General features: G+C 69.2%; 20 protein-coding genes and 1 pseudogene. 13 read left to right on the top strand and 8 right to left on the bottom strand.

The window, feature by feature from the left end:
* The 3 genes from HPO96_RS20040 (at position 1) to HPO96_RS20030 (ending at position 2,626) form a co-directional block, all read left to right on the top strand.
* Positions 1-252, top strand: a complete 252-nt coding sequence (locus tag HPO96_RS20040; protein WP_171675014.1) for a DUF4229 domain-containing protein — start codon at positions 1-3, stop codon at positions 250-252.
* 165 nt (positions 253-417) lie between these two features.
* Entirely contained in the window at positions 418-1,023 is a 606-nt protein-coding gene (locus HPO96_RS20035) for a TetR/AcrR family transcriptional regulator (RefSeq protein WP_171675013.1), read from the top strand.
* Positions 1,024-1,075: 52 nt separating this feature from the next.
* Entirely contained in the window at positions 1,076-2,626 is a 1,551-nt protein-coding gene (locus tag HPO96_RS20030; protein WP_171675012.1) for an MFS transporter, read from the top strand.
* A gap of 70 nt (positions 2,627-2,696) precedes the next feature.
* Here the strand turns inward: HPO96_RS20030 and HPO96_RS20025 are convergent, their stop codons facing one another.
* Positions 2,697-3,716, bottom strand: coding sequence for a M48 family metallopeptidase (locus HPO96_RS20025; RefSeq protein WP_171675011.1), 1,020 nt, complete (start codon positions 3,714-3,716; stop codon positions 2,697-2,699).
* Between the two features lie 140 nt (positions 3,717-3,856).
* On the opposite strand from HPO96_RS20025, the gene HPO96_RS20020 reads away from it, so the two are divergent.
* Both HPO96_RS20020 and cds1 read left to right on the top strand, forming a co-directional pair.
* Positions 3,857-4,441 carry a M23 family metallopeptidase gene (locus tag HPO96_RS20020; RefSeq protein WP_171675010.1) on the top strand — a complete coding sequence of 195 codons (585 nt, stop codon included), beginning with the start codon at positions 3,857-3,859 and terminating at the stop codon, positions 4,439-4,441.
* Between the two features lie 64 nt (positions 4,442-4,505).
* Entirely contained in the window at positions 4,506-5,618 is a 1,113-nt protein-coding gene (cds1, locus tag HPO96_RS20015; RefSeq protein ID WP_171675009.1) for an L-cysteine desulfhydrase Cds1, read from the top strand.
* Here cds1 and HPO96_RS20010 read toward each other — a convergent pair.
* Complete coding sequence (locus HPO96_RS20010; RefSeq protein WP_171675008.1) at positions 5,615-6,487, bottom strand: 1,4-dihydroxy-2-naphthoate polyprenyltransferase; 873 nt, start codon at positions 6,485-6,487, stop codon at positions 5,615-5,617. The two genes, cds1 and HPO96_RS20010, sit on opposite strands and share 4 nt — an antisense overlap.
* A 63-nt stretch (positions 6,488-6,550) precedes the next feature.
* On the opposite strand from HPO96_RS20010, the gene menE reads away from it, so the two are divergent.
* Genes menE through menD form a run of 3 tightly spaced genes read left to right on the top strand, consistent with a single transcriptional unit; the run spans position 6,551 to position 10,175 of the window.
* Entirely contained in the window at positions 6,551-7,615 is a 1,065-nt protein-coding gene (gene menE, locus HPO96_RS20005; RefSeq protein ID WP_171675007.1) for an o-succinylbenzoate--CoA ligase, read from the top strand.
* A complete protein-coding gene (locus HPO96_RS20000; RefSeq protein ID WP_171675006.1) occupies positions 7,612-8,538 on the top strand; it encodes an o-succinylbenzoate synthase in 927 nt (308 codons plus the stop codon). The genes menE and HPO96_RS20000 overlap by 4 nt, the downstream gene beginning before the upstream one ends.
* The gene (gene menD / locus HPO96_RS19995) at positions 8,535-10,175 is read left to right on the top strand and encodes a 2-succinyl-5-enolpyruvyl-6-hydroxy-3-cyclohexene-1-carboxylic-acid synthase (RefSeq protein ID WP_171675005.1); all 1,641 of its coding nucleotides are present in this window, start codon (positions 8,535-8,537) and stop codon (positions 10,173-10,175) included. Before HPO96_RS20000 ends, menD begins: the two co-directional genes overlap by 4 nt.
* Here the strand turns inward: menD and mptB are convergent.
* The 4 genes and pseudogenes from mptB to HPO96_RS38390 form a co-directional block, all read right to left on the bottom strand.
* Positions 10,123-11,535: a polyprenol phosphomannose-dependent alpha 1,6 mannosyltransferase MptB gene (gene mptB / locus HPO96_RS19990; protein WP_171675004.1), complete on the bottom strand. Its 1,413-nt coding sequence runs from the start codon at positions 11,533-11,535 to the stop codon at positions 10,123-10,125. The genes menD and mptB overlap by 53 nt on opposite strands.
* Positions 11,536-11,574: 39 nt before the next feature.
* The gene (locus HPO96_RS19985) at positions 11,575-12,339 is read right to left on the bottom strand and encodes an ABC transporter permease (RefSeq protein ID WP_171675003.1); all 765 of its coding nucleotides are present in this window, start codon (positions 12,337-12,339) and stop codon (positions 11,575-11,577) included.
* A complete protein-coding gene (locus HPO96_RS38395; RefSeq protein ID WP_337796739.1) occupies positions 12,336-12,671 on the bottom strand; it encodes a DUF4162 domain-containing protein in 336 nt (111 codons plus the stop codon). Before HPO96_RS38395 ends, HPO96_RS19985 begins: the two co-directional genes overlap by 4 nt.
* Positions 12,672-13,072: 401 nt before the next feature.
* Positions 13,073-13,297 (bottom strand): annotated as a pseudogene (locus HPO96_RS38390) (PadR family transcriptional regulator); the annotation flags it as partial.
* Positions 13,298-13,353: 56 nt separating this feature from the next.
* Here HPO96_RS38390 and HPO96_RS19970 point away from each other — a divergent pair.
* Positions 13,354-14,178: a GNAT family N-acetyltransferase gene (locus tag HPO96_RS19970; RefSeq protein WP_171675002.1), complete on the top strand. Its 825-nt coding sequence runs from the start codon at positions 13,354-13,356 to the stop codon at positions 14,176-14,178.
* Positions 14,175-15,014 (top strand): GNAT family N-acetyltransferase, encoded by an 840-nt coding sequence (locus HPO96_RS19965; protein WP_171675001.1) that lies wholly within the window; start codon positions 14,175-14,177, stop codon positions 15,012-15,014. Before HPO96_RS19970 ends, HPO96_RS19965 begins: the two co-directional genes overlap by 4 nt.
* Here HPO96_RS19965 and HPO96_RS19960 read toward each other — a convergent pair.
* Together HPO96_RS19960 and HPO96_RS19955 are read right to left on the bottom strand one after the other, a co-directional pair.
* Positions 15,007-15,624 carry an MBL fold metallo-hydrolase gene (locus HPO96_RS19960; RefSeq protein WP_171675000.1) on the bottom strand — a complete coding sequence of 206 codons (618 nt, stop codon included), beginning with the start codon at positions 15,622-15,624 and terminating at the stop codon, positions 15,007-15,009. The two genes, HPO96_RS19965 and HPO96_RS19960, sit on opposite strands and share 8 nt — an antisense overlap.
* A 2-nt stretch (positions 15,625-15,626) precedes the next feature.
* Positions 15,627-16,898 carry an isochorismate synthase gene (locus tag HPO96_RS19955; RefSeq protein ID WP_171674999.1) on the bottom strand — a complete coding sequence of 424 codons (1,272 nt, stop codon included), beginning with the start codon at positions 16,896-16,898 and terminating at the stop codon, positions 15,627-15,629.
* A gap of 237 nt (positions 16,899-17,135) precedes the next feature.
* Between HPO96_RS19955 and HPO96_RS19950 the strand changes: the two genes are divergently transcribed.
* The 3 genes from HPO96_RS19950 (at position 17,136) to HPO96_RS19940 (ending at position 19,922) form a co-directional block, all read left to right on the top strand.
* Positions 17,136-17,834, top strand: coding sequence for a demethylmenaquinone methyltransferase (locus HPO96_RS19950; protein ID WP_171674998.1), 699 nt, complete (start codon positions 17,136-17,138; stop codon positions 17,832-17,834).
* Positions 17,835-18,153: 319 nt separating this feature from the next.
* Positions 18,154-19,467: a geranylgeranyl reductase family protein gene (locus HPO96_RS19945; RefSeq protein ID WP_171674997.1), complete on the top strand. Its 1,314-nt coding sequence runs from the start codon at positions 18,154-18,156 to the stop codon at positions 19,465-19,467.
* A gap of 95 nt (positions 19,468-19,562) precedes the next feature.
* A complete protein-coding gene (locus tag HPO96_RS19940; RefSeq protein WP_171674996.1) occupies positions 19,563-19,922 on the top strand; it encodes an NADH-quinone oxidoreductase subunit A in 360 nt (119 codons plus the stop codon).

Raw genomic sequence — 19,922 nt, 5'->3', positions numbered from 1 at the left:
ATGAAGGAGTTCGCGATCTACACCGGCCTGCGGGCCGCGCTGTTCGGCGCGGCCTTCGCCGTCCTCTACTTCCCGCTGCGCAACCAGCTCAGCGTCTTCCCGCTGCTGCTGGTCGCGCTGCTGATCTCCTCGATCCTGTCGATCTTCGTCCTCCGCGCCGCCCGCGACCGGCTGGCCGGCCGGATCTCGACCCGCGCCGGGCGGATCTCCGAGCGGATCGAGAAGGCCCGCGCCGCCGAGGACGACAACTAGCCCCGAGCTCCACCGCACCCTCCGGACCACTGCACCCAGTGGTACGGAGGGTGATCTATGCCACGCGATAAATCCTTTGTGCATCCGTTCACATGAGGCGTAACTTGGTGGATGGAACGAAACCGTTTCGTTCTATCCGCAATCAGACGTTTACTCAGGGTGATCATGATCGATGCAGTCGGAGCTCGTCCGCGACCTCGGGTCGAAGGCGGCCGCGAGGAGGAGATCCTCGAGGCGGCCGTTTCGGTACTCGCCGAGCTGGGCTACGACCGCCTGACCATGGACGCCGTCGCCACCGCGGCGAAGGCGAGCAAGGCGACGCTGTACCGGCGCTGGTCGACCAAGGCCGACCTGGTCGCCGACGCGATCAGCCGGAGCAAAGGCTGCCCGCTGCCGGAGGATGTCGACACCGGCAGTCTTCGCGGCGATCTGATCGCGCAGTCCTGCGGCGTCGGCGGGTTCACCGACGAGATGCCGATGTCGGTGATCGCCGGCCTGATCACCGCCCTGCACCGCGACGCCGATCTGCAGAAGGCGTTCCAGGAGCGCTTCCTGGCGCCGCGGATCGCGATCTCGGCGGGGGTGTACGCCCGGGCGGCCGCCCGCGGCGAAATCGCGCCGGACGCCGACGTCGAACTGCTCGCGATGACGCTGCCCGCGATCGTCGTCCACAACGCCTACGTCCTCGGGATCGCCCCGACCGAGGACCTGATCCTCCGAGTGATCGACAACGTCATTCTGCCTGCGGCGCGGGGGTCGCAGGCGAGCTGACCGGCGAGGGGCCGGTCCGCACATCCGCACGTATGCGCAAGAGGGGAAACACATGTCCGAAGACGTCGTGAAGGGCGACCGCCCGGTCGACGCGGTGGCCGCCGGGGGCGGTCACGGCCACAAGAACCTGGGGATCGCGCTCGCGCTGATCAGCATGGCGCAGTTGATGGTCGTGCTGGACGGCACGATCGTGAACATCGCGCTCCCGCACATCCAGACCGATCTCGGTTTCACCGACGCCACCCTGCCGTGGGTGGTCAACGCCTACGCGCTCGCCTTCGGCGGCCTGCTGCTGCTCGGCGGCCGGATGGGTGACATCCTCGGCCGCCGCAAGGTGTTCATCTTCGGCGTCGTGCTGTTCGGCCTGGCGTCGTTCATCGGCGGGATCGCGCAGAACGAGACCGTGCTGCTGGCCAGCCGCATCCTGCAGGGCGTCGCCGCCGCGGCTGCCTCACCGAACGCGCTGGCGCTGATCACCACCACCTTCCCAGCCGGCAAGGAGCGCAACCGCGCGATGGCCGTCTACGCCGCGATGTCCGGGGCCGGCGCCGCGGTCGGCCTGATCCTGGGCGGCGCGCTGACCGAGGCGTCCTGGCGCTGGACCTTCTTCATCAACACCCCGATCGGCCTGATCGTCGCCGTCCTCGCGTTCCGCTTCCTGGGTGAGTCGGCCCGGCAGACCGGCAAGTTCGACCTGCCCGGCGCGATCACCGGCACCCTCGGTCTGACCGGTCTGGTCTACGGTCTGACGCACGCGGCGACCGACGGCTGGAGCGACTTCTGGACGTTGTTCTTCATCATCGGCGGGCTGGCGCTGATCGCGATCTTCCTGCTGATCGAGGCCCGGTCGCGGCACGCGCTGATGCCGTTCCGGATCCTCGCCGACCGCACCCGCGGCGTCAGCTTCTTCGTGATGCTGGTGGTCGGCGCGGCGATGTTCTCGATGTTCTACTTCCTCGGCATCTACGTGCAGAACATCATGGGCTTCAGCGCGATCAAGACCGGTTTCGCGTTCCTGCCGTTCAGCGTCGGCATCGTGGTCGCGGCGCAGGTCGCCTCGGCCCTGATCGCCCGGATGGACCCCCGCTGGATCGCCGGCGCCGGTGGGCTGTTCGTCGCGGCCGGCATGTTCGGCTTCAGCCGCCTCGAGGTGGACTCGGCGTACCTGACGCACCTGCTGCCGTTCGTGCTGCTGCTCTCGTTCGGGATGGGCCTGATCTTCGTCCCGCTCACGCTGACCGCGGTCAGCGGTGTCGCCGACGAGGACTCCGGCGTCGGCTCCGCCGTCCTGAACACGGTGCAGCAGATCGGCGGCGCGGTCGGTCTGGCGCTGCTGGGCACGATCTCCACCAGCGCGATCAAGGACCGCTTCGCCGAGCTGGCCCCGGGGCTGCAGAAGGCCGCCGAGGCCGGGCAATCGCCGCAGCAGCTCGAAGTGTTGCAGAAGCAGTTCACGGCGGTCGCCACGACGTACGGATTCACCCGCGCGTTCCTGTGGTCGACATTCCTGGCCCTCGGGTCGGCGATCATCACCCTGGTGGCCCTGTCGGTGAAGCACAAGGACCTCGCCGGCGACGGCAAGCCCGCGGTGCACATCGGCTGACGGCCCGCACGAACTGAAGGACCCGCTCTCCGGGAGGAGGGGAGCGGGTCCTTCTTCGTGTTCAGCAGGCTCAGCGCGGCGGGCGGAGCTTGTCCGAGACCCAGTCCCGGACGCCGCCGAGACCGTCGCCCAGATCGCGCAGCAGCTTGGCCAGCGGGTCCTGCGAGCGGGCGAACGCGTCGCTGTAGGACTTGGCCGCGTTCTTGGCCTCCTGGGACATCGAGGCGGTGGCGTCGTCCTGGCGCTTGGGGTAGTCGCCGGAGACGATCGTCGTGTACTCGCCCTCGTCGACCCAGCGGCGTAGCTCGTGGGCGCGGATGACGGCCAGCGGGTGCGACTGCGCCTCCAGGAGCAGCAGCTTGAGCACGCTGTCGCGCAGGTCGCCCGACGTCTCGTACTCCGTGCCCTGCGCCAGGAAGGCCGTGGTGTCGAGCTCCCCGAGCTGGCCGCCGCTGGCCAGCTTCATCTGCACGCGCAGCGCGACGGCCGGGTCCTGGACGGCGAGCAACCCGGCCCGGTCACCGGACAGCTCCGCCTTACGGGACCACTCGTGCAGTGCGGCGATGATGGCTCGGATACCCAGTGCGCCGATCGGCATCCAGTTCATCGCGCCGGTCAGCCGCATCAGCCAGAACAGCAGCGACTGGTAGAGCGCATGCCCACTCTGGGCGTGGCCGAGCTCGTGGCCGAGGACGAACCGCAGCTCCTCCTCGTCGAGCCCCTGAACCAGGCTGCTGTTGACGACGATGATCGGCCGGTCCATACCGATCGTGAACGCGTTCCACAGCGGGCTGTTGGTCACGTACAGCTCCGGCAGTTGCCGGACGTCGAGGGTCGAGCCCGCCTCGGTGTACAGCCGGTGCACCCGGGGGAACTGCCGCTCGTCGACCCGGATCGCCGAGCCGAGGAACTGCAGCCGTACGGCCCGCTCGTCGATCAGGCCGGACAGCTTGCGCAGGACGAAGTCGAACCCTTTCAGCTGCCGCAGCGCCACCAGAGCGCCCCGGTCCGCCGGGTGCTCCCACGCCCGCGAGCTGATGTCGGTGAGCGTCACCCGCGGCCGCGTCGGCCGCTCGCCGTTCTCGGTCATGTTTCCCCCACAGGTCGGTGTGCGTCCCAAGGTAGCTCGACCGCGGGGTCTGACCGACTCTGACCGACTTCCTTGCCGCTTGCTGCAACAGCTGCGCAGGCTGAGTCGTCAGAACTCTCCAACCGCCCCTGGAGGACTTCATGATCCGCCCTGCCCTCGCTGCGGCCGCCGTACTGGTCGCACTGGCCCCGGCGCTCCCGGCCAACGCCGAACCGGCTCCTCAGAGCTACATGGCCGAACGCGCCGCCATCCAACCCAAGTCGGCCGACGCCGTCCTGGCCCGCCCTCTGCTCCGGGTGCCGTTCAGCTGCGGCGAGAACTGGTCCGGCGCCAGCCGCTCCGGCCACAGCCCCTCCTACTACTCCCTCGACTTCAACTGGGGCTCCGGTCGCGACGACCTCGGCAAACCGGTGAAGAGCAGTGCGGCCGGCACCGTCGTCCGCTCGGCCTACGACGCCGGCGGCTACGGCAACTACATCGAGATCGCCCACGGCGACGGCTGGCGCACCCTCTACGCCCACCTCCAGAACCGCGCTGTCGCCGTCAACGACCGCGTCACCAACAGCACCCAGATCGGCCGCGTCGGCGACACCGGCAATGTGACCGGACCGCACCTGCACTACGAACAGATCCACAACGGCGCCGTCGTCGCCGCCAAGTTCGGCACCAGCACCTGGGCCACCTATCCCGGCCCCGACACCTACGCCCGCATCCGCGACTGCTGAGGTTCGGCCCTCCCAGGCGCGCCCGGAATTCTCATTTCTTGACAGAACACCTAACCTGCTGCGCATGAATGACAGCGGGGTGTGTCGTGAGGTGGATCGTCGGGACGAGAAGGCGCGCGCCTGGGTGGCGGAGGCGGTGCGGATCGTCGAGGCGGATGCCAACCGGAGCGCGGACACTCATTTGCATGTGTTCCCGATGCCGGATGTGCTCGGGGTCGATCTGTACCTGAAGGACGAGTCGGTGCACCCGACCGGGTCGCTGAAGCACCGGCTGGCGCGGTCGCTGTTCCTGTACGCGTTGTGCAACGGGTGGATTCGCGAGGGGACGCCGGTGATCGAGGCGTCGAGCGGGTCGACGGCGGTCAGCGAGGCGTACTTCGCGCGGTTGCTCGGGCTGCCGTTCGTCGCGGTGATGCCGGCGTCCACCAGCCCGGAGAAGATCGAGATGATCGAGTTCTACGGCGGGCGCTGCCACTTCGTCGAGCGGTCCGGGCAGATCTACGGCGAGGCGAAGCGGCTGGCCGAGGAGTCCGGCGGCCACTACATGGACCAGTTCACCTACGCCGAACGCGCCACCGACTGGCGGGGGAACAACAACATCGCCGAGTCGATCTTCGGCCAGCTGGAGCTCGAGCGGCACCCGATCCCGACCTGGGTCGTGGTCGGCGCGGGCACCGGCGGGACGTCGGCGACGATCGGCCGCTACGTCCGGTACCAGCGGCACGAGACGTCGGTCGCGGTCGTCGACCCGGAGAACTCGGCATTCTTCGGCGCGTTCGAGTCCGGTGACGACGACTTCGCGACCGGCCGCCCGTCCCGGATCGAGGGGATCGGCCGGCCGCGGGTGGAGCCGTCGTTCGTCCTGGGCGTCGTGGACCGGATGATCTCGGTTCCGGACGCCGCTTCGATCGCCGCGATGCGATTCTGCTCGCGTGTCACCGGCCGCCTGGTCGGCGGTTCGACCGGTACGAACCTCTGGGGTTCGCTCCGGCTGGCCGCGGAGATGCAGCGGACCGGCGTCCGCGGCTCGATCGTCACGCTGCTCTGCGACAGCGGCGAGCGCTACGGCAACACCTACTACGACGACGCCTGGCTGCGCACGAGCGGGATCGACATCACGCCGTACCTGGCCACGCTGGAGAACTTCGCGACCACCGGCCAGTGGCGTGAGCCCTAGGCCGCGAGGAACAGACCGGCGGTGAGACCGACGGCGTACACCAGCTCGGTGATGCCGGTCGCCTGCAGTACCGGGATCAGTGCTGGGCCGACGGCGTCGCTCAGCACGATGCGGGTCGCCTTGATGGCCAGTGGGACGGCGATGAAGGCCAGCAGCGCCCAGGGGGTCGACAACGCCGAGGCGATTGCAAGGACGAAGGCCAGCGCGATCAGCGCGGCGTAGAGCTTCCGTGAGTTCGCCGCGCCCAGTACGACGGCCAGCGTGCGCTTGCCGGTCACAGTGTCGGTCGGGATGTCACGGAGGTTGTTGGCGACCAGCAGCGCGCAGGCGATCGCACCGACCGACACTGCGCCCGCTACGGCCACCCAGCTGAGCTTCTCGGCCTGGACGTACGTCGTACCGAGTACGGCGACCAGCCCGAAGAAGAGGAAGACGCTGACCTCGCCGAGCGCCCGGTAGCCGTACGGGCGCTTGCCGCCGGTGTAGAACCACGCACCGACCAGTGAGGCGGCACCGACGGCCAACAGCCACCAACTGGTGGTCGCGCTGAGCACGATGCCGAGCGCAGCGCCGACACCGAAGCAGGTAAATGCTGCGGTCTTCACCTGTCCCGGTGTGGCGACCTTGGAGCCCACCAGCCGCAACGGGCCGACCCGGACCTCATCCGTACCGCGGATGCCGTCGCTGTAGTCGTTGGCGTAGTTCACGCCGATCTGCAGCATCAGCGCGACGCCGAGCGCTAGCAGCGCCTTCCACCAGACGAAGCCGCCGAGGTACGCGGCGGCGCCGGTGCCGACGAGGACGGGAGCAACGGCTGCGGGCAGCGTGCGCGGCCGCGCGCCTTCGATCCACTGGGCAGGGGTGGCCATGGGCAATGATTCTGTCAGCCGGGTACCAGTGGTCGGAGCGCCGGGTCGTACGCTCGGACTGACATGTCTACCCTGCGCCTGGTCCCCGGTACGCCGGATGCCGTGCTGTCCGCGCTCCGCGGCGTACTGGACGGCGGTGCCCCGTTCGCGCCGGTACCGGACGATCCGGCCGCTGCAGACCGCGTACGGCGTGCAGTGGTCCCAGAGCAGCCAGTGGCGGACGACTGTGCCGTCGTCCTGACCACCTCGGGGTCTTCGGGGGAGCCGAAGGGCGTGGCGCTCTCTCGGGAGGCCCTGGTCGCCTCGGCGCACGCTACGCACGAGCGGCTGGGCGGGCCCGGGCAGTGGCTTCTGCCGATGAAGCCGTACTTCATCGGCGGTCTCCAGATCCTGACGCGTTCACTGCTCGCTGGTGAGTCGCCGGTCCTGCTGGGCGACAGCTTCAGCGCCGCTGCCGGCCGACTGACAGGTGCTCGCCGCTACACCGCGATGGTGCCCACTCAGCTCGCCCGCTACCTGGAGACCGATCTGGTGGCGCTGCGGTCGTTCGACGCGATTGTGATCGGTGGTGCGCCTACTCCGGAGCCGCTGAAGGCTCGTGCGGCCGAGGCTGGAGTGACTGCGATCCCGGCGTACGGGATGACCGAGACCGGCAGTGGCTGTGTGTACGCCGGGCTGCCGCTGACCGGCACGTCGATCGACCTCGACGACGGCCGTATTCTGATCAAGGGCAACACGTTGTTCTCCGGCTACCGGTTGCAGCCCGAGGTGCTGCAGGACGGCTGGTTCCGGACTCAGGACCGCGGTGAGCTCGTCGACGGGCGGCTGCGGGTGATCGGCCGGGTTGACGATGTTGTGATCTCCGGTGGGGTCAACGTCACGCTGCCGACCGTTCAGGCCCGGTTGCTCGAACATCCGCAGGTAAAGGACGCCGTGGTGCTCGGCGTCCCCGATGCGGAGTGGGGGACGCGAGTGGTCGCGTACGTCGTCGGCGACCCGAGTCTGGCCGAGTTGCGGGCCTTTGTGGCCGAGGTGCTGCCCAGGACGTGGGCTCCGCGGGAGGTGCGGCGGCTGGACGCCGTACCGATGCTTGCCTCCGGCAAAGTGGATCGGCAGGCGCTGCGGTGATCACGTACTCGATCGGTCTGAAGAACAAGTTCCGCGGCATCACTGTCCGCGAGGGCATGCTGTTCGAGGGTCCGGCCGGTTGGGCGGAGTGGAGCCCGTTTCTGGACTACGACGACGCCACCGCGGTCTCGTGGTGGCGGGCTGCGCGGGAGGCGGCGTACGACGGCTGGCCTGCGCCGGTGCGTGACGTCGTCCCGGTGAACTGCACTGTGCCCGCAGTAGGGCCGGAGCGGGCGGCTGAGCTCGTGCGAGCTTCTGGCTGCCGGACGGCCAAGGTGAAGGTGGCCGAGCCGGGCCAGACGCTCGCCGATGATCTTGCCCGGGTTGCGGCCGTGCGGGATGCGATCGGGTCTGGCCAGGTGCGCATCGATGCGAACGGGCTGTGGTCGGTCGATGAAGCCGTGCGGGCGTTGCGTGAGCTGTCGCGGTTCGAACTCGAGTACGTCGAGCAGCCGTGCGCCGCGGTCGAGGATTTGGCGACCGTACGGCGGCGTACCGATGTCCTCGTCGCTGCAGACGAATCGATCCGCCGGGCCGAGGACCCGTTGCTGGTCAAGAAACTCGACGCGGCCGATATCGCGGTCCTCAAGGTGCAGCCGATCGGCGGCGTCCGCGCTTGTCTCGAGATCGCGGAACAGATCGGTCTACCGGTCGTGGTCTCTTCTGCGCTGGAGACGTCGGTCGGGATCGCGGCCGGCGTCGCTCTGGCGGCCGCGCTGCCTGAACTGCCCTACGCCTGCGGGCTGGCGACAGTCTCGATGTTCACCAGCGAGGTTGTCAGCGAACCGCTGCTCCCCGTCGACGGCTTTCTGCCGGTACGACGGGTCACACCGGACCAGCTGGCTGCCAACCGGGCCGCTGCGGACCGGAATGCGGTGTGGGAAGAGCGCCTGAGTCGAGTGCAACAGAGGAGTGCGGAATGAACCCGTCTACGGCGTTTGCCACCGTAGTGGTCGACGAACTGATCCGCTGCGGCGTCCGGGAGGCTGTGGTCTGCCCCGGGTCGCGGAGCGCGCCGCTCGCTCTCGCACTGGCTGAGGCGGACCGGGCTGGGCGACTGCGGTTGCACGTCCGGATCGACGAGCGTACGGCGGGGTTCCTGGCCATTGGCCTGATTCGGGGGACTGGGCTGCCGGTGCCGGTAGTCACGACGTCCGGCACCGCAGTGGCCAACCTGCACCCTGCGGTCCTGGAGGCATCGCACAGTGGGCTGCCCTTGGTGGTGCTGAGCGCTGACCGGCCGCCTGCGTTGCGGGGGACCGGTGCGAACCAGACAACTGACCAGCTGAAGGTGTTCGGCTCTGCAGTCCGGTTGTTTCATGAGTTCGGGACGCCGGTGCAGGAGATCGGTCAGGTCGCGTACTGGCGCTCACAGGTCGCGCGGGCAGTGGCCAACGCAACCGGCGCTCGTTCCGCCGACCCGGGGCCGGTGCAGCTGAACTGCCCGCTGACCGAGCCGCTGGTGCCGACTGATGGCCCGGAGTGGCCGGAGCCGTTGAGCGGACGCAGCACCGGCCCGTGGACCGCCGTGCACGCCGCGGTCGGCCAGCTGTCGACTGTTTCGCCGGGGCCGAAGACGGTGGTGGTGGCCGGCGACGGCGCGTCGCAGGCAGCCCGGTTGGCGGCTGAGGCGGGGAACTGGCCGTTGTTCGCCGAGCCGTCGAGTCGCGCCCGGACCGGGCCGGCCGTCGTCTCGGCGTACCGATTGTTGCTGCAGGCAAGTGATTTGGCGGCGGAGATCGAACGGGTGCTGGTGTTCGGGCACCCGACGCTCTCGCGGCCGGTCGCGAAACTGCTGGCCCAGCCGGAGGTCGAGGTGATCGTGGTCGCCCCGACCGGCCCGTGGGCCGATCCGGCCCGGCGCGCCGCCGCGGTCGTCACCGGGGTGGAGGTGTCCGGCCCTGATCCAACCAACTGGTTGGAAAGATGGCAGCACGCCGATCAGCTGGCCCGCCCGGCCATCGACAAGGTACTCGCCGACAGTCTCACCGGCCCGGCCATCGCGGCGATCGTCGGCGCGGCCGCCGGCGCCGACGGGATGCTCGTCGTCGCCTCCTCGAACCCGATCCGGGATCTCGACCTCGCGCCGGTGGTGCCGATCCGCACGGTCGCGAACCGCGGCCTGGCCGGGATCGACGGCACCATCTCCACCGCCGTCGGCGCCGCCCTGGCGAACGCCGGGCCGACGTACGCGCTGATCGGCGACCTGGCCTTCCTGCACGACGCCAGCGGCCTGATCATCGGGCCCGACGAGGCCCGGCCGGATCTCCGGATCGTCGTGGTCAACGACAACGGCGGCGGGATCTTCTCCACCCTCGAGCAGGGCGATCCGAATCACGCGACGCACTTCGAGCGTGTCTTCGGCACCCCGCACAACACGGACCTGTCCGCACTCTGCGCGGCCAGTGGTACGCCGTACCAACTGGTCGAGACGCCGGACGCGCTGCGCGCTGCGCTGGCGCCGACTGTTGCCGGAATCGATGTCGTGGAGGCCCGCGTGCCGCGGACTACACACCGACAGTTGGCCGCGGAGCTGCTAGCAGCGTCCGTGCCCGATTGAGCAGTGGCGCAACGATCACCAGGACCAGTGCGGTCGTGGTGAGGATCGGAATCGTCGCACCGCGCAGTGATGAGTTCAGTGGTGCGGCGATGGTGAAGATGAGGCTGATCGCGGTGATGGCAGTCGTCACGCGCCGGCCGGGGCGCGCAACGGCCAGGAACGGCAGGCACCAGAGGAAGTACCAGTCGTGGGCGGTTGGGCCGAGCAGCACGATCGTCAGCAGCGCAATGCCCACCGCCCGGGCTGCATAGTGGATTGACGACCGGAGGCTCAGTACGGCGATCACTGTGACGGCCAGCAGCATTCCGGCCAGTCTGATGATCTGGAGGGACTGCTCGGCCGCAGTGTCCTCGCCGAGCCAGCCAAGGATGCCGGACGTCGCGCCACCGACCAGGTTCGCGATCGAGAACGGTGATCGGACCAGGCCGGGGACGTCGAGTGCACCGAGCCAACCCGAGCCGACACCGGTCAGCGCGCCGACTGTCACCAACGACAGCACTGACAGCGCACCGGCAATGGCGAGACTGGCGACGCGCTGCATCCGTCCCGCGAGTGGACTCATCACCGCTGCGATCGCAATGGCCACCAGACCGCCCGGAAGTTTCACTGCGGCCGCTACGCCGGCCAGAACGGCCGCCGTACCCCAGTGGCCGGTCAGTGCGAGTGCGAAAGCGCTGCAGGCCAGGCCCAGCATCAGCATGTCGTTGTGGGCGGCGCCGATGCCGTGCGTGAGCAGCATCGGGTTCGCCACGACCAGCCAGGTCGCAAACACTGGGTCGACGCGACAGGCGGTCGCTAGCCGGGGGACAGCCCACGCGATCAGGATGACGCCGACCACTGCGAGCAGTCGGTGCGCCAGCATCAGCACGTACGGGTCCATGGTCAGTTTGGCCATCAGGCCGCCGTACGCGAGCGGGAGCGGGCCGTACGGCGCTGGGGTCTGCATCCACATCGGGTCGACGGCTTCGATGATGTGACCGGAGAGGGCGCCGGGGCCAACGGCGTACGGGTCGAATCCCTCGGCCACCAGCGCGCCCTGGGCTGCGTAGCTCCAGGCGTCGCGGCTGAACAGTGGCGGGATGAGGAGGAGCGGGAGACTCCAGTACGTCGCCATTCGGAGCAGTGGGGGGCGTTGACCGGCCAGCACCTGACGGCCGGTCGACAGCCAGGCCCAGGCCAGCAGGCCGAGCCCGGCGACCATGAACGACAGGCCGACCATCCGGCCGGGCAGGGTGGCGCGCAGGTCGCTGGTGATCGGGAAGGACGCCACCCACGACGAGGGCGGCACCACCGAGGTCACCAGACTGGCGAAGGCGACCACGACGGAACCCACCAGGCCACGGACCAGAGGCGAACGCACGGCCGGACGTTACTCCGGCCGTGCGACGCGCTCATGAACTCAAGCGGACTCTTTCCGGAACGTCCGGGCACCGACAGTCAGGCCGACCACCGTCAGCAGCACGACCCAGAACAGGCCCCACAGCGCCGGACTGCTGACGATGTCGCCCTGGAACATCGCCCGGACGCCGTTCACCACATGCTTGAGCGGACTGATGTCGGACAGCCGCTGCAGCCACGTCGGGCCGATCTGCATCGGCAGCAGGATGCCGGACAGCAACAGCAGCGGCATCGCGATGCCGTTCAGCAGCGGGGCCAGTGCGTCCTCGCTCTTGGTGATCAGGGCGACGGCGTACGACAGCGACGCGAACGTCGCGCCGAGCAGCGCCACGATCACCAGCGACAACAGCACGCCCGCCCACGGCGCCCGCAACCCGAGCGGCAGCGCCGCCAGCAGCAACAGCACCGACTGCGCCACCAGCACGACCACATCCCGCAACACCCGCCCGGCCATCAACGCGACCCGCGACGCCGGCGTCACCCGGTCGGCCTCGATCACCCCGGCCCGGTACTCCGCGATCAACCCGAACCCGACGAACATCGCCCCGAACATCCCGAGCTGCACGATCAGCCCCGGAATGAACACCTGATAAGCATTCGTCGCCGCCCCCTGGCTGATCTCCGCCGTCAACGGCTTCAGCAACGGCCCGAACAAGAGCAAATACATCAACGGCTGACTCAACATCAGCACCGACCACATCGGATGCCGCACCGACAACCGCAAAGCCCGCCGAAAAACCACCCAAGTATCCCGCCACACGTTCACGCGGCGACCTCCTTGGCTGGGGGGTTCTCGTCGCGGAGGGAGCGGCCGGTCATGGTGAGGAAGACGTCGTCGAGGGTGGGGCGGTGGACTTCCACACCGGACAGTTCGATGCCTTGGGCGTCGATCGAACGGAGCAAGCCCGGGAGGATGGCGCCGCCGCGGGGGATGCGGAAGGTGACGGTGGTGGCGTCGGTCTCGACGGCGGTTGCGCCTTCGAGGCCTTGGATGATCTTGGTGGTGGCGGGGGCGTCGGCGGGGGTGGTGAGGGCGAGGCGGACGGCGTCGCCGGAGACTTGTTGTTTGAGGTCGTCGGGGGTGCCGGCGGCGACGATGCGGCCGTGGTCGATGACGAGGATGCGGTCGCAGAGGGCGTCGGCCTCGTCGAGGTAGTGGGTGGTGAGGAAGATGGTGGCGCCGCGAACGCGTAGGCCCCGGTCGCGATCCGCTCCCGGAATTCACGCGTCCAGCCGAGCTCGCCCTGGTCGCGCGCGGCCGCGATCCGGAGCATCTCGACCACCTGGTTCGGCGTACTCGGATCGGCCTGGATCTGCCGCTCGTCGAACGGCGCCGTCTTCAGCCGGCTCTCCAGCTGCCCGATCCGGCCGTCCAGCGCGACGAGCACCTCGTCGCGCGGCAGCGTCCAGAGAAAGTTCAGCGCCGCCTGCATCCGGTCCGGATGGAATCCGTCGACCGTCCAGAGATGCTGCCGAAGCAGCGAGAAGAACTCCTGATCGCCCTCCGGGGTGAGCTGGTACGACGTCCGCCCGGGCTCGCCGTCGTCGAGTTCGGCCAGGTAGCCGTGCTTGGCCAGCGTCCGCAACCCCGTGTAGATCGAGCCCGGATTGATGTTGGCCCACTCCTGCACGTTCCACGTCAGCAGCTCCCGGCGCAGCTGGTATCCGTAGGCCGGCTGGAAGATCCGGACGATCCCCAGCAGCAGCAACCGCGTCGTGGACATACGCGCAGTCTAAATCGGGCGCTGTTGGACACCTGGCAGGCGTAGTCTCCCGGTCCATGGACGTCCGTGTCACCTCCGATCCCGCCGCCTTCGCGGAGACCGTCTTCCCTTTGCTGCAACAGGATCCCGTGTTGCACACGGTGATCATGACCAACGTCCACGAGCGCGCCACCGGCGTCCGTCCCGAGGACGACGAACCGGCGTACTACGTCTCGGTCCACGACGGCGACGTCGTCGGGGCCGCGATGCGCACACCCGGGCGCGGCGTCTACCTGGGCGCCCTCCAGGAGGACCTCGCCGAGCTGGTAGCGGACACCTTCGCGGAGGTGCTCACCGAGGTGCCGGGTGTCGCGGGGAGCCACCCGTCGGCGACGCGGTTCGCCGCCCGCTGGCAGCAGTTGCGCGGCGGCGGCGCCGACCAGCACATGGCGACCCGGCTGCACAAACTGATCGACCTGACTCCACTCGCCGCGGATGCCGGCGCCCCGCGGCCGATGCAGGCGAGCGAGATCGAGCTGGTCGCGGCGTGGGGCCGCGACGGCTTCCCCGAACTCGGCGACGACCCGCGGGACTGGGCCGAGCACAAGTTCACCGAGGGCACGATGTGGATCTGGGCGGTCGACGGCGTCGCGGTGAGTATGGTCGGCTTCCATCGGCCGGTCTTCGGCGTCTGCCGGGTCGGCCCGGTCTACACTCCGCCCGAACACCGCCGGCACGGGTACGCCGGCGCCCTGACCAGCCATGTCACCGCCCAAATACTTGCCGACGGCAACCAGGCCTGTCTCTACACCGACCTGGCCAACCCGACCTCGAACAAGATCTACCACCAGGCCGGGTATCGCCCGGTCGGCGACTTCACCGTCCTGGAGTTCACCGAATGACCGTCCGCGTCACCCGCGACCCAGCTGCCTTCGCCGAGCTGGTTTTCCCTTTCCTGCAACGTGATCCGGTGCTCAACACCACCATCTTGAGCAATGTCTCCGACCGGGTCCGCGGCCTGGTCGACGACCCCGAGCCGCCGGTCTTCGTCTCGGTCCACAACCCGGCCGGCGAGGTGCTCGGCGCGGTCATCTGGACGGCGCTCCGCGGGATCAACCTCTCCGGCCTCCCGACCGGCCTCGTCCCGCACGTGGTCGACGTCCTCGCGAACGCCGTCCCGCGCGCCCGGAGCGTGATCGGCTCGGCCGACGCGGCCCGCCTGTTCGCCGAGCAGTACGCCGTCCGGACCGGCCGCGCCTTCGTCCCCTCCGAACGCGTCCGCCTGCACAAACTCGGCACGTTCGTCCCGCAGCGCGCCGTCGGTACGCCGAGGCTCGCCGAACCGGCCGACCTCGACGTCCTCACCCCCTTCTTCGGCGCCTACCGCCAAGAAGTCGGCCACGCCGCCGAAGGCGCCGAAGCCGACCGCCGCTGGCTCGAACAGCGCACCGAGCACCACCGCCTCTGGATCTGGGACTGCAACGGCCACCTGGTCGCCCTCGTCGGCCACCAGGCCCCCGCCTTCGGCGCCGTCCGCATCGGCCCCGTCTACACCCCGCCCCCCTACCGGGGCCACGGCTACGCCAGCGCCCTCACCGCCCACGTCACCCAGACCCTGAGCGCTGCCGGCAACCAGGTCTGCCTGATGACCGACCTGGCCAACCCGACGTCCAACAAGATCTACGCCGCCATCGGCTACGAGCCCCTGCAGGATCTGGTGGCCTACAAGTTCAGCTGATCTCGGTCGAGTCCCCAGGGGAGAGCCGGACGTACGGGCGTTCGTCGGTGTTGAAGAAGCGGGGGAACATGCCGAGGCCGATCTCGGAGAGCAGGCCGTCGTGGATGCCGACGAGCTGGGTCGCCTGAACGGTGCGGGCGTACTCGACGGCCGGCGGGAGGGCGAACCATGGACCGGAGATGGGGACCAGGTTGGTGTGGACGGCGCGGTCGGGCTGGGTGAAGGAGTCGCCGGGGTGGTAGACGGCGTCGTCGATCAGGAAGCCGATGTTGGCGCAGGGGACGCCCCACTCGGGGAGGATGACGGCGTGGTCCTGGCCGTAGGCGGTGACGGCGAAGCCGGCGGCGTCGAAGGACTGGCCGCCTGCGACGACGTGGACGCGGTCGCCGAGTTCGGTGAGCTGGGCCGCGACGCCGGCGTTGGTGTAGACGGGGACGTCGAGGGCGGCGATCCGCGCGATGTCGAGGTGGTCCGGGTGCTCGTGGGTGACCAGGACGGCGTCCGCGGCGGCGAAGACGGCGTCCTCGCTGAACGAGCCCGGGTCGACCAGCAGGGTCTTGCCGTCCTTCTCCAGGCGGACACAGGCATGCGCGAACTTCGTGAGCTTCACAGTCACTCTCCTAGTGCGTCTCGCATCGGAACCAGTTTCGCGTTCGTCTCGGCCAGTTCGGCGTCCGGATCGGAGCCGGCCACGATCCCGGCGCCCGCGAACAGGCGCATCTTGCGCGCGTCGTCCGGGTCGGCCTGACCGCAGCGCAGTGCGATACACCACTCGCCGTCGCCGGCGGCGTCCATCCAGCCGACCGGCCCGCTGAAGCGACCGCGGCTCATCCCCTCGATCTCGCCGATCAGGTCGCGGGCGACCGGCGTCGGCGTCCCGCAGACCGCGGCCGACGGGTGCAGCGAGGCGGCCAGCCCGAGCGCGGAGGCGCCGTTGTTCGCCACGCCGGCCACGTCGGTCGCGAGATGCATCACGTTCGGCAGGTGCAGGACGAACGGCGTCTCGGGCACGTTCATCGACTTGCAGTGCGGTTTCAGCGCGTCGGCGACCGAGCGGACGGCGAACTCGTGCTCCTCGAGGTCCTTCGACGACCGGGCCAGCGACGCGGCCAGCGCGAGGTCGTGCGCGTCGTCGCCGGTGCGGCGAATCGTCCCCGCGAGGACCCGGGAGGTGATCAGCCCTTTCTCCCGGCGGACCAGCAGCTCCGGCGTGGCGCCGATCAGCCCGTCGACCGAGAAGGTCCAGCAGTTCGGGTACGCCGCGGCCAGCCGGCGCAGCGGCCAGCGCAGGTCGATCGGCTGATCGGCGATCGCGATCAGATCGCGGGCGAGGACCACCTTGTCCAGCGTGCCGGCGGTGATCCGGCGGACGGCGTCCGCCACGATGCCCGACCAGTCGGCGCCGGAGCGCGCGCCGTCCGCGAACGTCACCTCGTGCACCGGCGAGGGCTCGTGGGTGACGAGCTCGGGCGGCGCGGCCAGCGAGCTGGCGGGGGAGACCGTGGTCACCCAGGTGGTGCCGCCGCGGCGGCCGACGATCACCTCGGGCACCACCAGCTCACCGGGGTCGGAGTCGGTGAACCCGAACGAGCCGAAGCAGACCAGTCCGGAGCCTGGTACGCCGATCTCGTCGCGCACCACGGCCGCGCCGACCAGCTGCTGCCACCAGCGCACCGCCTCCTGGAAGCGGTTGCCACCGGCAACATCGAGTCGCGCGGCGACGCCCCAGCCGACGTGCCCGTCCCCGCGGCGGACCCAGCTCAGCCCGCCTTCGGCCGGCAGATGGTCGATCAGCCGCTCCGCGACGCCGTCCACCGCGACGCTGCGGACGACGAGCTGCGGCGCGGTCACGACGGCCGGTTGGCTCCCTGGAGATGCGCTCACGAGATGCAAGCGTACGACCGCTTCATGTCCAGTGAATTTCAGCGCCTGTCGCACCCGTGATCAACCTCGCGTCCTCCACCGCCCTCAGCACACCATCTCCGGCGCCCAGGCGGGCACCTCGCCGCGTTGGATGAGCGCCCACGATGAACACCGCATCGAGGGCGCCCCTCCGCCTTGCGATGTACCCACCTGGACACCGGAGCTGGCGCACTGAGAGCGGTGCAGGACACTAGACACGTGACGCGCGCAGATCTGAGCAAGGACCCGGCCGCCGTGGCCGCCATGTTCGACAACGTGGCGGAGGGCTACGACCGCACCAACGCGGTGGCCACGATGGGTATGGAGAAGCTGGTCTGGCGGCCCGCGACGCTGGCCGCGATCGCGCCGCGGAAGGGGCTGAAGATCCTCGATCTGGCGGCCGGGACGGGCGCGTCGAGTATCAAGCTGCGCGAGGCCGGCGCCGAGGTGGTGTCCTGTGATTTCTCGGTCGGGATGCTCCGGGTCGGCAAGCGCAACCACCCCGAGCTGGATCTGATCGCCGGCGACGCGCTGCGGCTGCCGTTCGCCGACGAGAGCTTCGACGTGGTCACCATCTCCTGGGCGCTGCGAAACGTGAACGACGTCACGCTCGCGCTGCGCGAGATGCTCCGGGTGACCCGGCCCGGCGGCCGGCTCGTCATCCTCGAGCAGTCGCACCCGACCTGGAAGCCGTTCCGGGTCGCGTACCTGGAGTACATGATGCGCGCGGTCCCGGTGGTGGCCCGGGTGGTCTCGACCAACCCCGAGGCCTACGAGTACCTGGCCGAGTCGACGCGCGCATGGCTGCCCCAGGAGCCGCTGGCCCGCACGATCGAGGCGGCCGGCTGGAGCCGGGTGCAGTGGGCCAACCTGACCGGTGGTCTGGTCGCCATCCACCGTGGCGTGAAGCCCGCCTAGTGGGGGTCTGAGGACCCCACGCCTACTGCGGGGCACTCGGCACAGCATCTCGCCGCACTGGTGCACAGGTGACGATGCTCCGCATCGACCCCTCCGCCCCAGCACACCGAGCTACCGCACCGAGCACCTCCTCGCTACGACGTGGGGTCCTCAGACCCCCACTTAATTACGCAACGAAAACGGCGCGTAATTTGCTTGTCTGCAAGGGGGTTGGGGCGAGTTTCGTGTCCGCGTCAGGCAGTCCTAGACTGTCGGATGACCAGGCTTAGTGAATCCCTTCACGAGCCGTGACAGCCCCCAACTTCCAGGTCGGGATGAGATGAGCGAGAGCGTGCCGAGCGGGCAGCAGTCGGAGTCAGCCGATGTCATCGTCGTCGGCGCCGGACCCGCTGGATCTTCCGCCGCCTACCACCTGGCCAACGCGGGCCTCGACGTCCTGCTGCTGGAGAAGACCGCGTTCCCGCGCGAGAAGGTGTGCGGCGACGGCCTCACTCCGCGCGGTACCAAGCAGCTGATCAACATGGGGATCGACATCTCCGAAGAGGCCGGCTGGATCCGCAACTACGGGCTCCGGATCCAGGGCGCCGGGCACCAGCTCCAGCTCGACTGGCCGGATCTGTCCAGCCACCCGAACTACGGCCTGACCCGGAACCGGATGGACTTCGACGACCTGCTCGCCCGGCAGGCGGTCAAGGCCGGCGCGCGGCTGCGCGAGCGGACGAACGTGACCGGCCCGATCCTCGACGACAAGGGTTTCATCGTCGGCGTCACGGCCAAGCCGGTCGACGACAACGGCCGCCGGGCCGGCGGCGACGTCGAGTTCCGCGCGCCGCTGGTGATGGCCGCCGACGGCAACTCGTCGCGGCTGAGTATCGGCATGGGGCTGCACAAGCGCGACGACCGGCCGATGGGCGTCGCCGTCCGGACGTACTTCACCAGCCCGCGGCACGACGACGACTATCTCGAGTCCTGGCTGGAGCTGTGGGCCGACGACCCGAAGCAGCCGAACGGCAAGGTCCTGCTGCCGGGCTACGGCTGGATCTTCGGCATGGGCGACGGCACCGTCAACGTCGGTCTCGGCATCCTGAACACCTCCGACGCCTTCGGCAAGGTCGACTACTCGGACCTGCTGAAGGCCTGGCTGAAGAACACGCCGGAGCAGTGGCAGTTCCGCGACGAGTTCCAGACCATCCCGATCCGCGGGGCGGCGCTGCCGATGGGCTTCAACCGGCAGCCGCACTACACCCGCGGCCTGATGCTGCTCGGCGACGCCGGCGGCATGGTCAACCCGTTCAACGGCGAGGGCATCCCGTACGCGATGGAGTCCGGGATGTTCGCCGCCGAGGTCGCCGCCCAGGCGCTGCACCGGCAGCCGAACCAGCGCGAGCGCGCGCTGTCGGCCTACCCGAAGGCGCTCAAGCAGGAGTGGGGCGGCTACTACTCGCTCGGCCGGGTCTTCGTGAAGCTGATCGGAAATCCGGAGGTGATGCGGCTGTGCACGAAGTACGGTCTGCCGCGCACCACCTTGATGAAGTTCACGCTGAAGTTGCTGGCCAACCTCACCGACCCGCGCGACGGCGACGTGATGGACAAGATCATCAACGGGCTCACGAAGGTCGCTCCCGCCGCCTGATCGGCGGGGCGAGTGAGCTGAGTCACTCCGGTACTGATAACACAGTGTCGGCTGAAACCACACAGACCACCGGCTGAAGGAGGGAGCACCAAGCGATGCAACCCTACGTACCGATCCTCGCTCTTGGTGTGCTCGCGGCGCTCTTCGTCTTGGGCAGCATTCTGACCAGCGCCCTGGTCGGCCCGAAGCGTTACAACCGGGCCAAGCTCGACTCGTACGAGTGCGGGATCGAGCCGACGCCGCAGCCGGTCGGCGGTGGCCGCTTCCCGGTGAAGTACTACATCACCGCGATGCTCTTCATCGTCTTCGACATCGAGATCATCTTCCTCTACCCGTGGGCGGTCGCCTTCGACCAGATGGCGCTCTTCGGGTTGATCGAGATGGTCATCTTCATCGTCACCGTCTTCGTCGCGTACGCCTACGTCTGGCGCCGCGGCGGACTGGAGTGGGACTGA

The sequence above is a fragment of the Kribbella sandramycini genome (assembly GCF_013131805.1).
Taxonomy (GTDB): Bacteria; Actinomycetota; Actinomycetes; order Propionibacteriales; family Kribbellaceae; genus Kribbella; species Kribbella sandramycini.
Note: the sequence above shows the minus strand (reverse complement) of the source record. Positions and strands in the feature narration are given on the sequence as shown.

Bases quoted from the DNA above. Each gene is read 5' to 3' on its own strand.
- HPO96_RS19940 (WP_171674996.1), top strand. From the start codon at position 19,563: ATGCAACCCTACGTACCGATCCTCGCTCTTGGTGTGCTCGCGGCGCTC.
- HPO96_RS19965 (WP_171675001.1), top strand. From the start codon at position 14,175: ATGACCGTCCGCGTCACCCGCGACCCAGCTGCCTTCGCCGAGCTGGTT.
- HPO96_RS19970 (WP_171675002.1), top strand. From the start codon at position 13,354: ATGGACGTCCGTGTCACCTCCGATCCCGCCGCCTTCGCGGAGACCGTC.
- HPO96_RS20030 (WP_171675012.1), top strand. From the start codon at position 1,076: ATGTCCGAAGACGTCGTGAAGGGCGACCGCCCGGTCGACGCGGTGGCC.
- menD (WP_171675005.1), top strand. From the start codon at position 8,535: ATGAACCCGTCTACGGCGTTTGCCACCGTAGTGGTCGACGAACTGATC.
- HPO96_RS20025 (WP_171675011.1), bottom strand. From the start codon at position 3,716: ATGACCGAGAACGGCGAGCGGCCGACGCGGCCGCGGGTGACGCTCACC.
- HPO96_RS20010 (WP_171675008.1), bottom strand. From the start codon at position 6,487: ATGGCCACCCCTGCCCAGTGGATCGAAGGCGCGCGGCCGCGCACGCTG.
- HPO96_RS20020 (WP_171675010.1), top strand. From the start codon at position 3,857: ATGATCCGCCCTGCCCTCGCTGCGGCCGCCGTACTGGTCGCACTGGCC.
- HPO96_RS20040 (WP_171675014.1), top strand. From the start codon at position 1: ATGAAGGAGTTCGCGATCTACACCGGCCTGCGGGCCGCGCTGTTCGGC.
- cds1 (WP_171675009.1), top strand. From the start codon at position 4,506: ATGAATGACAGCGGGGTGTGTCGTGAGGTGGATCGTCGGGACGAGAAG.
- HPO96_RS19945 (WP_171674997.1), top strand. From the start codon at position 18,154: ATGAGCGAGAGCGTGCCGAGCGGGCAGCAGTCGGAGTCAGCCGATGTC.
- HPO96_RS20035 (WP_171675013.1), top strand. From the start codon at position 418: ATGATCGATGCAGTCGGAGCTCGTCCGCGACCTCGGGTCGAAGGCGGC.
- menE (WP_171675007.1), top strand. From the start codon at position 6,551: ATGTCTACCCTGCGCCTGGTCCCCGGTACGCCGGATGCCGTGCTGTCC.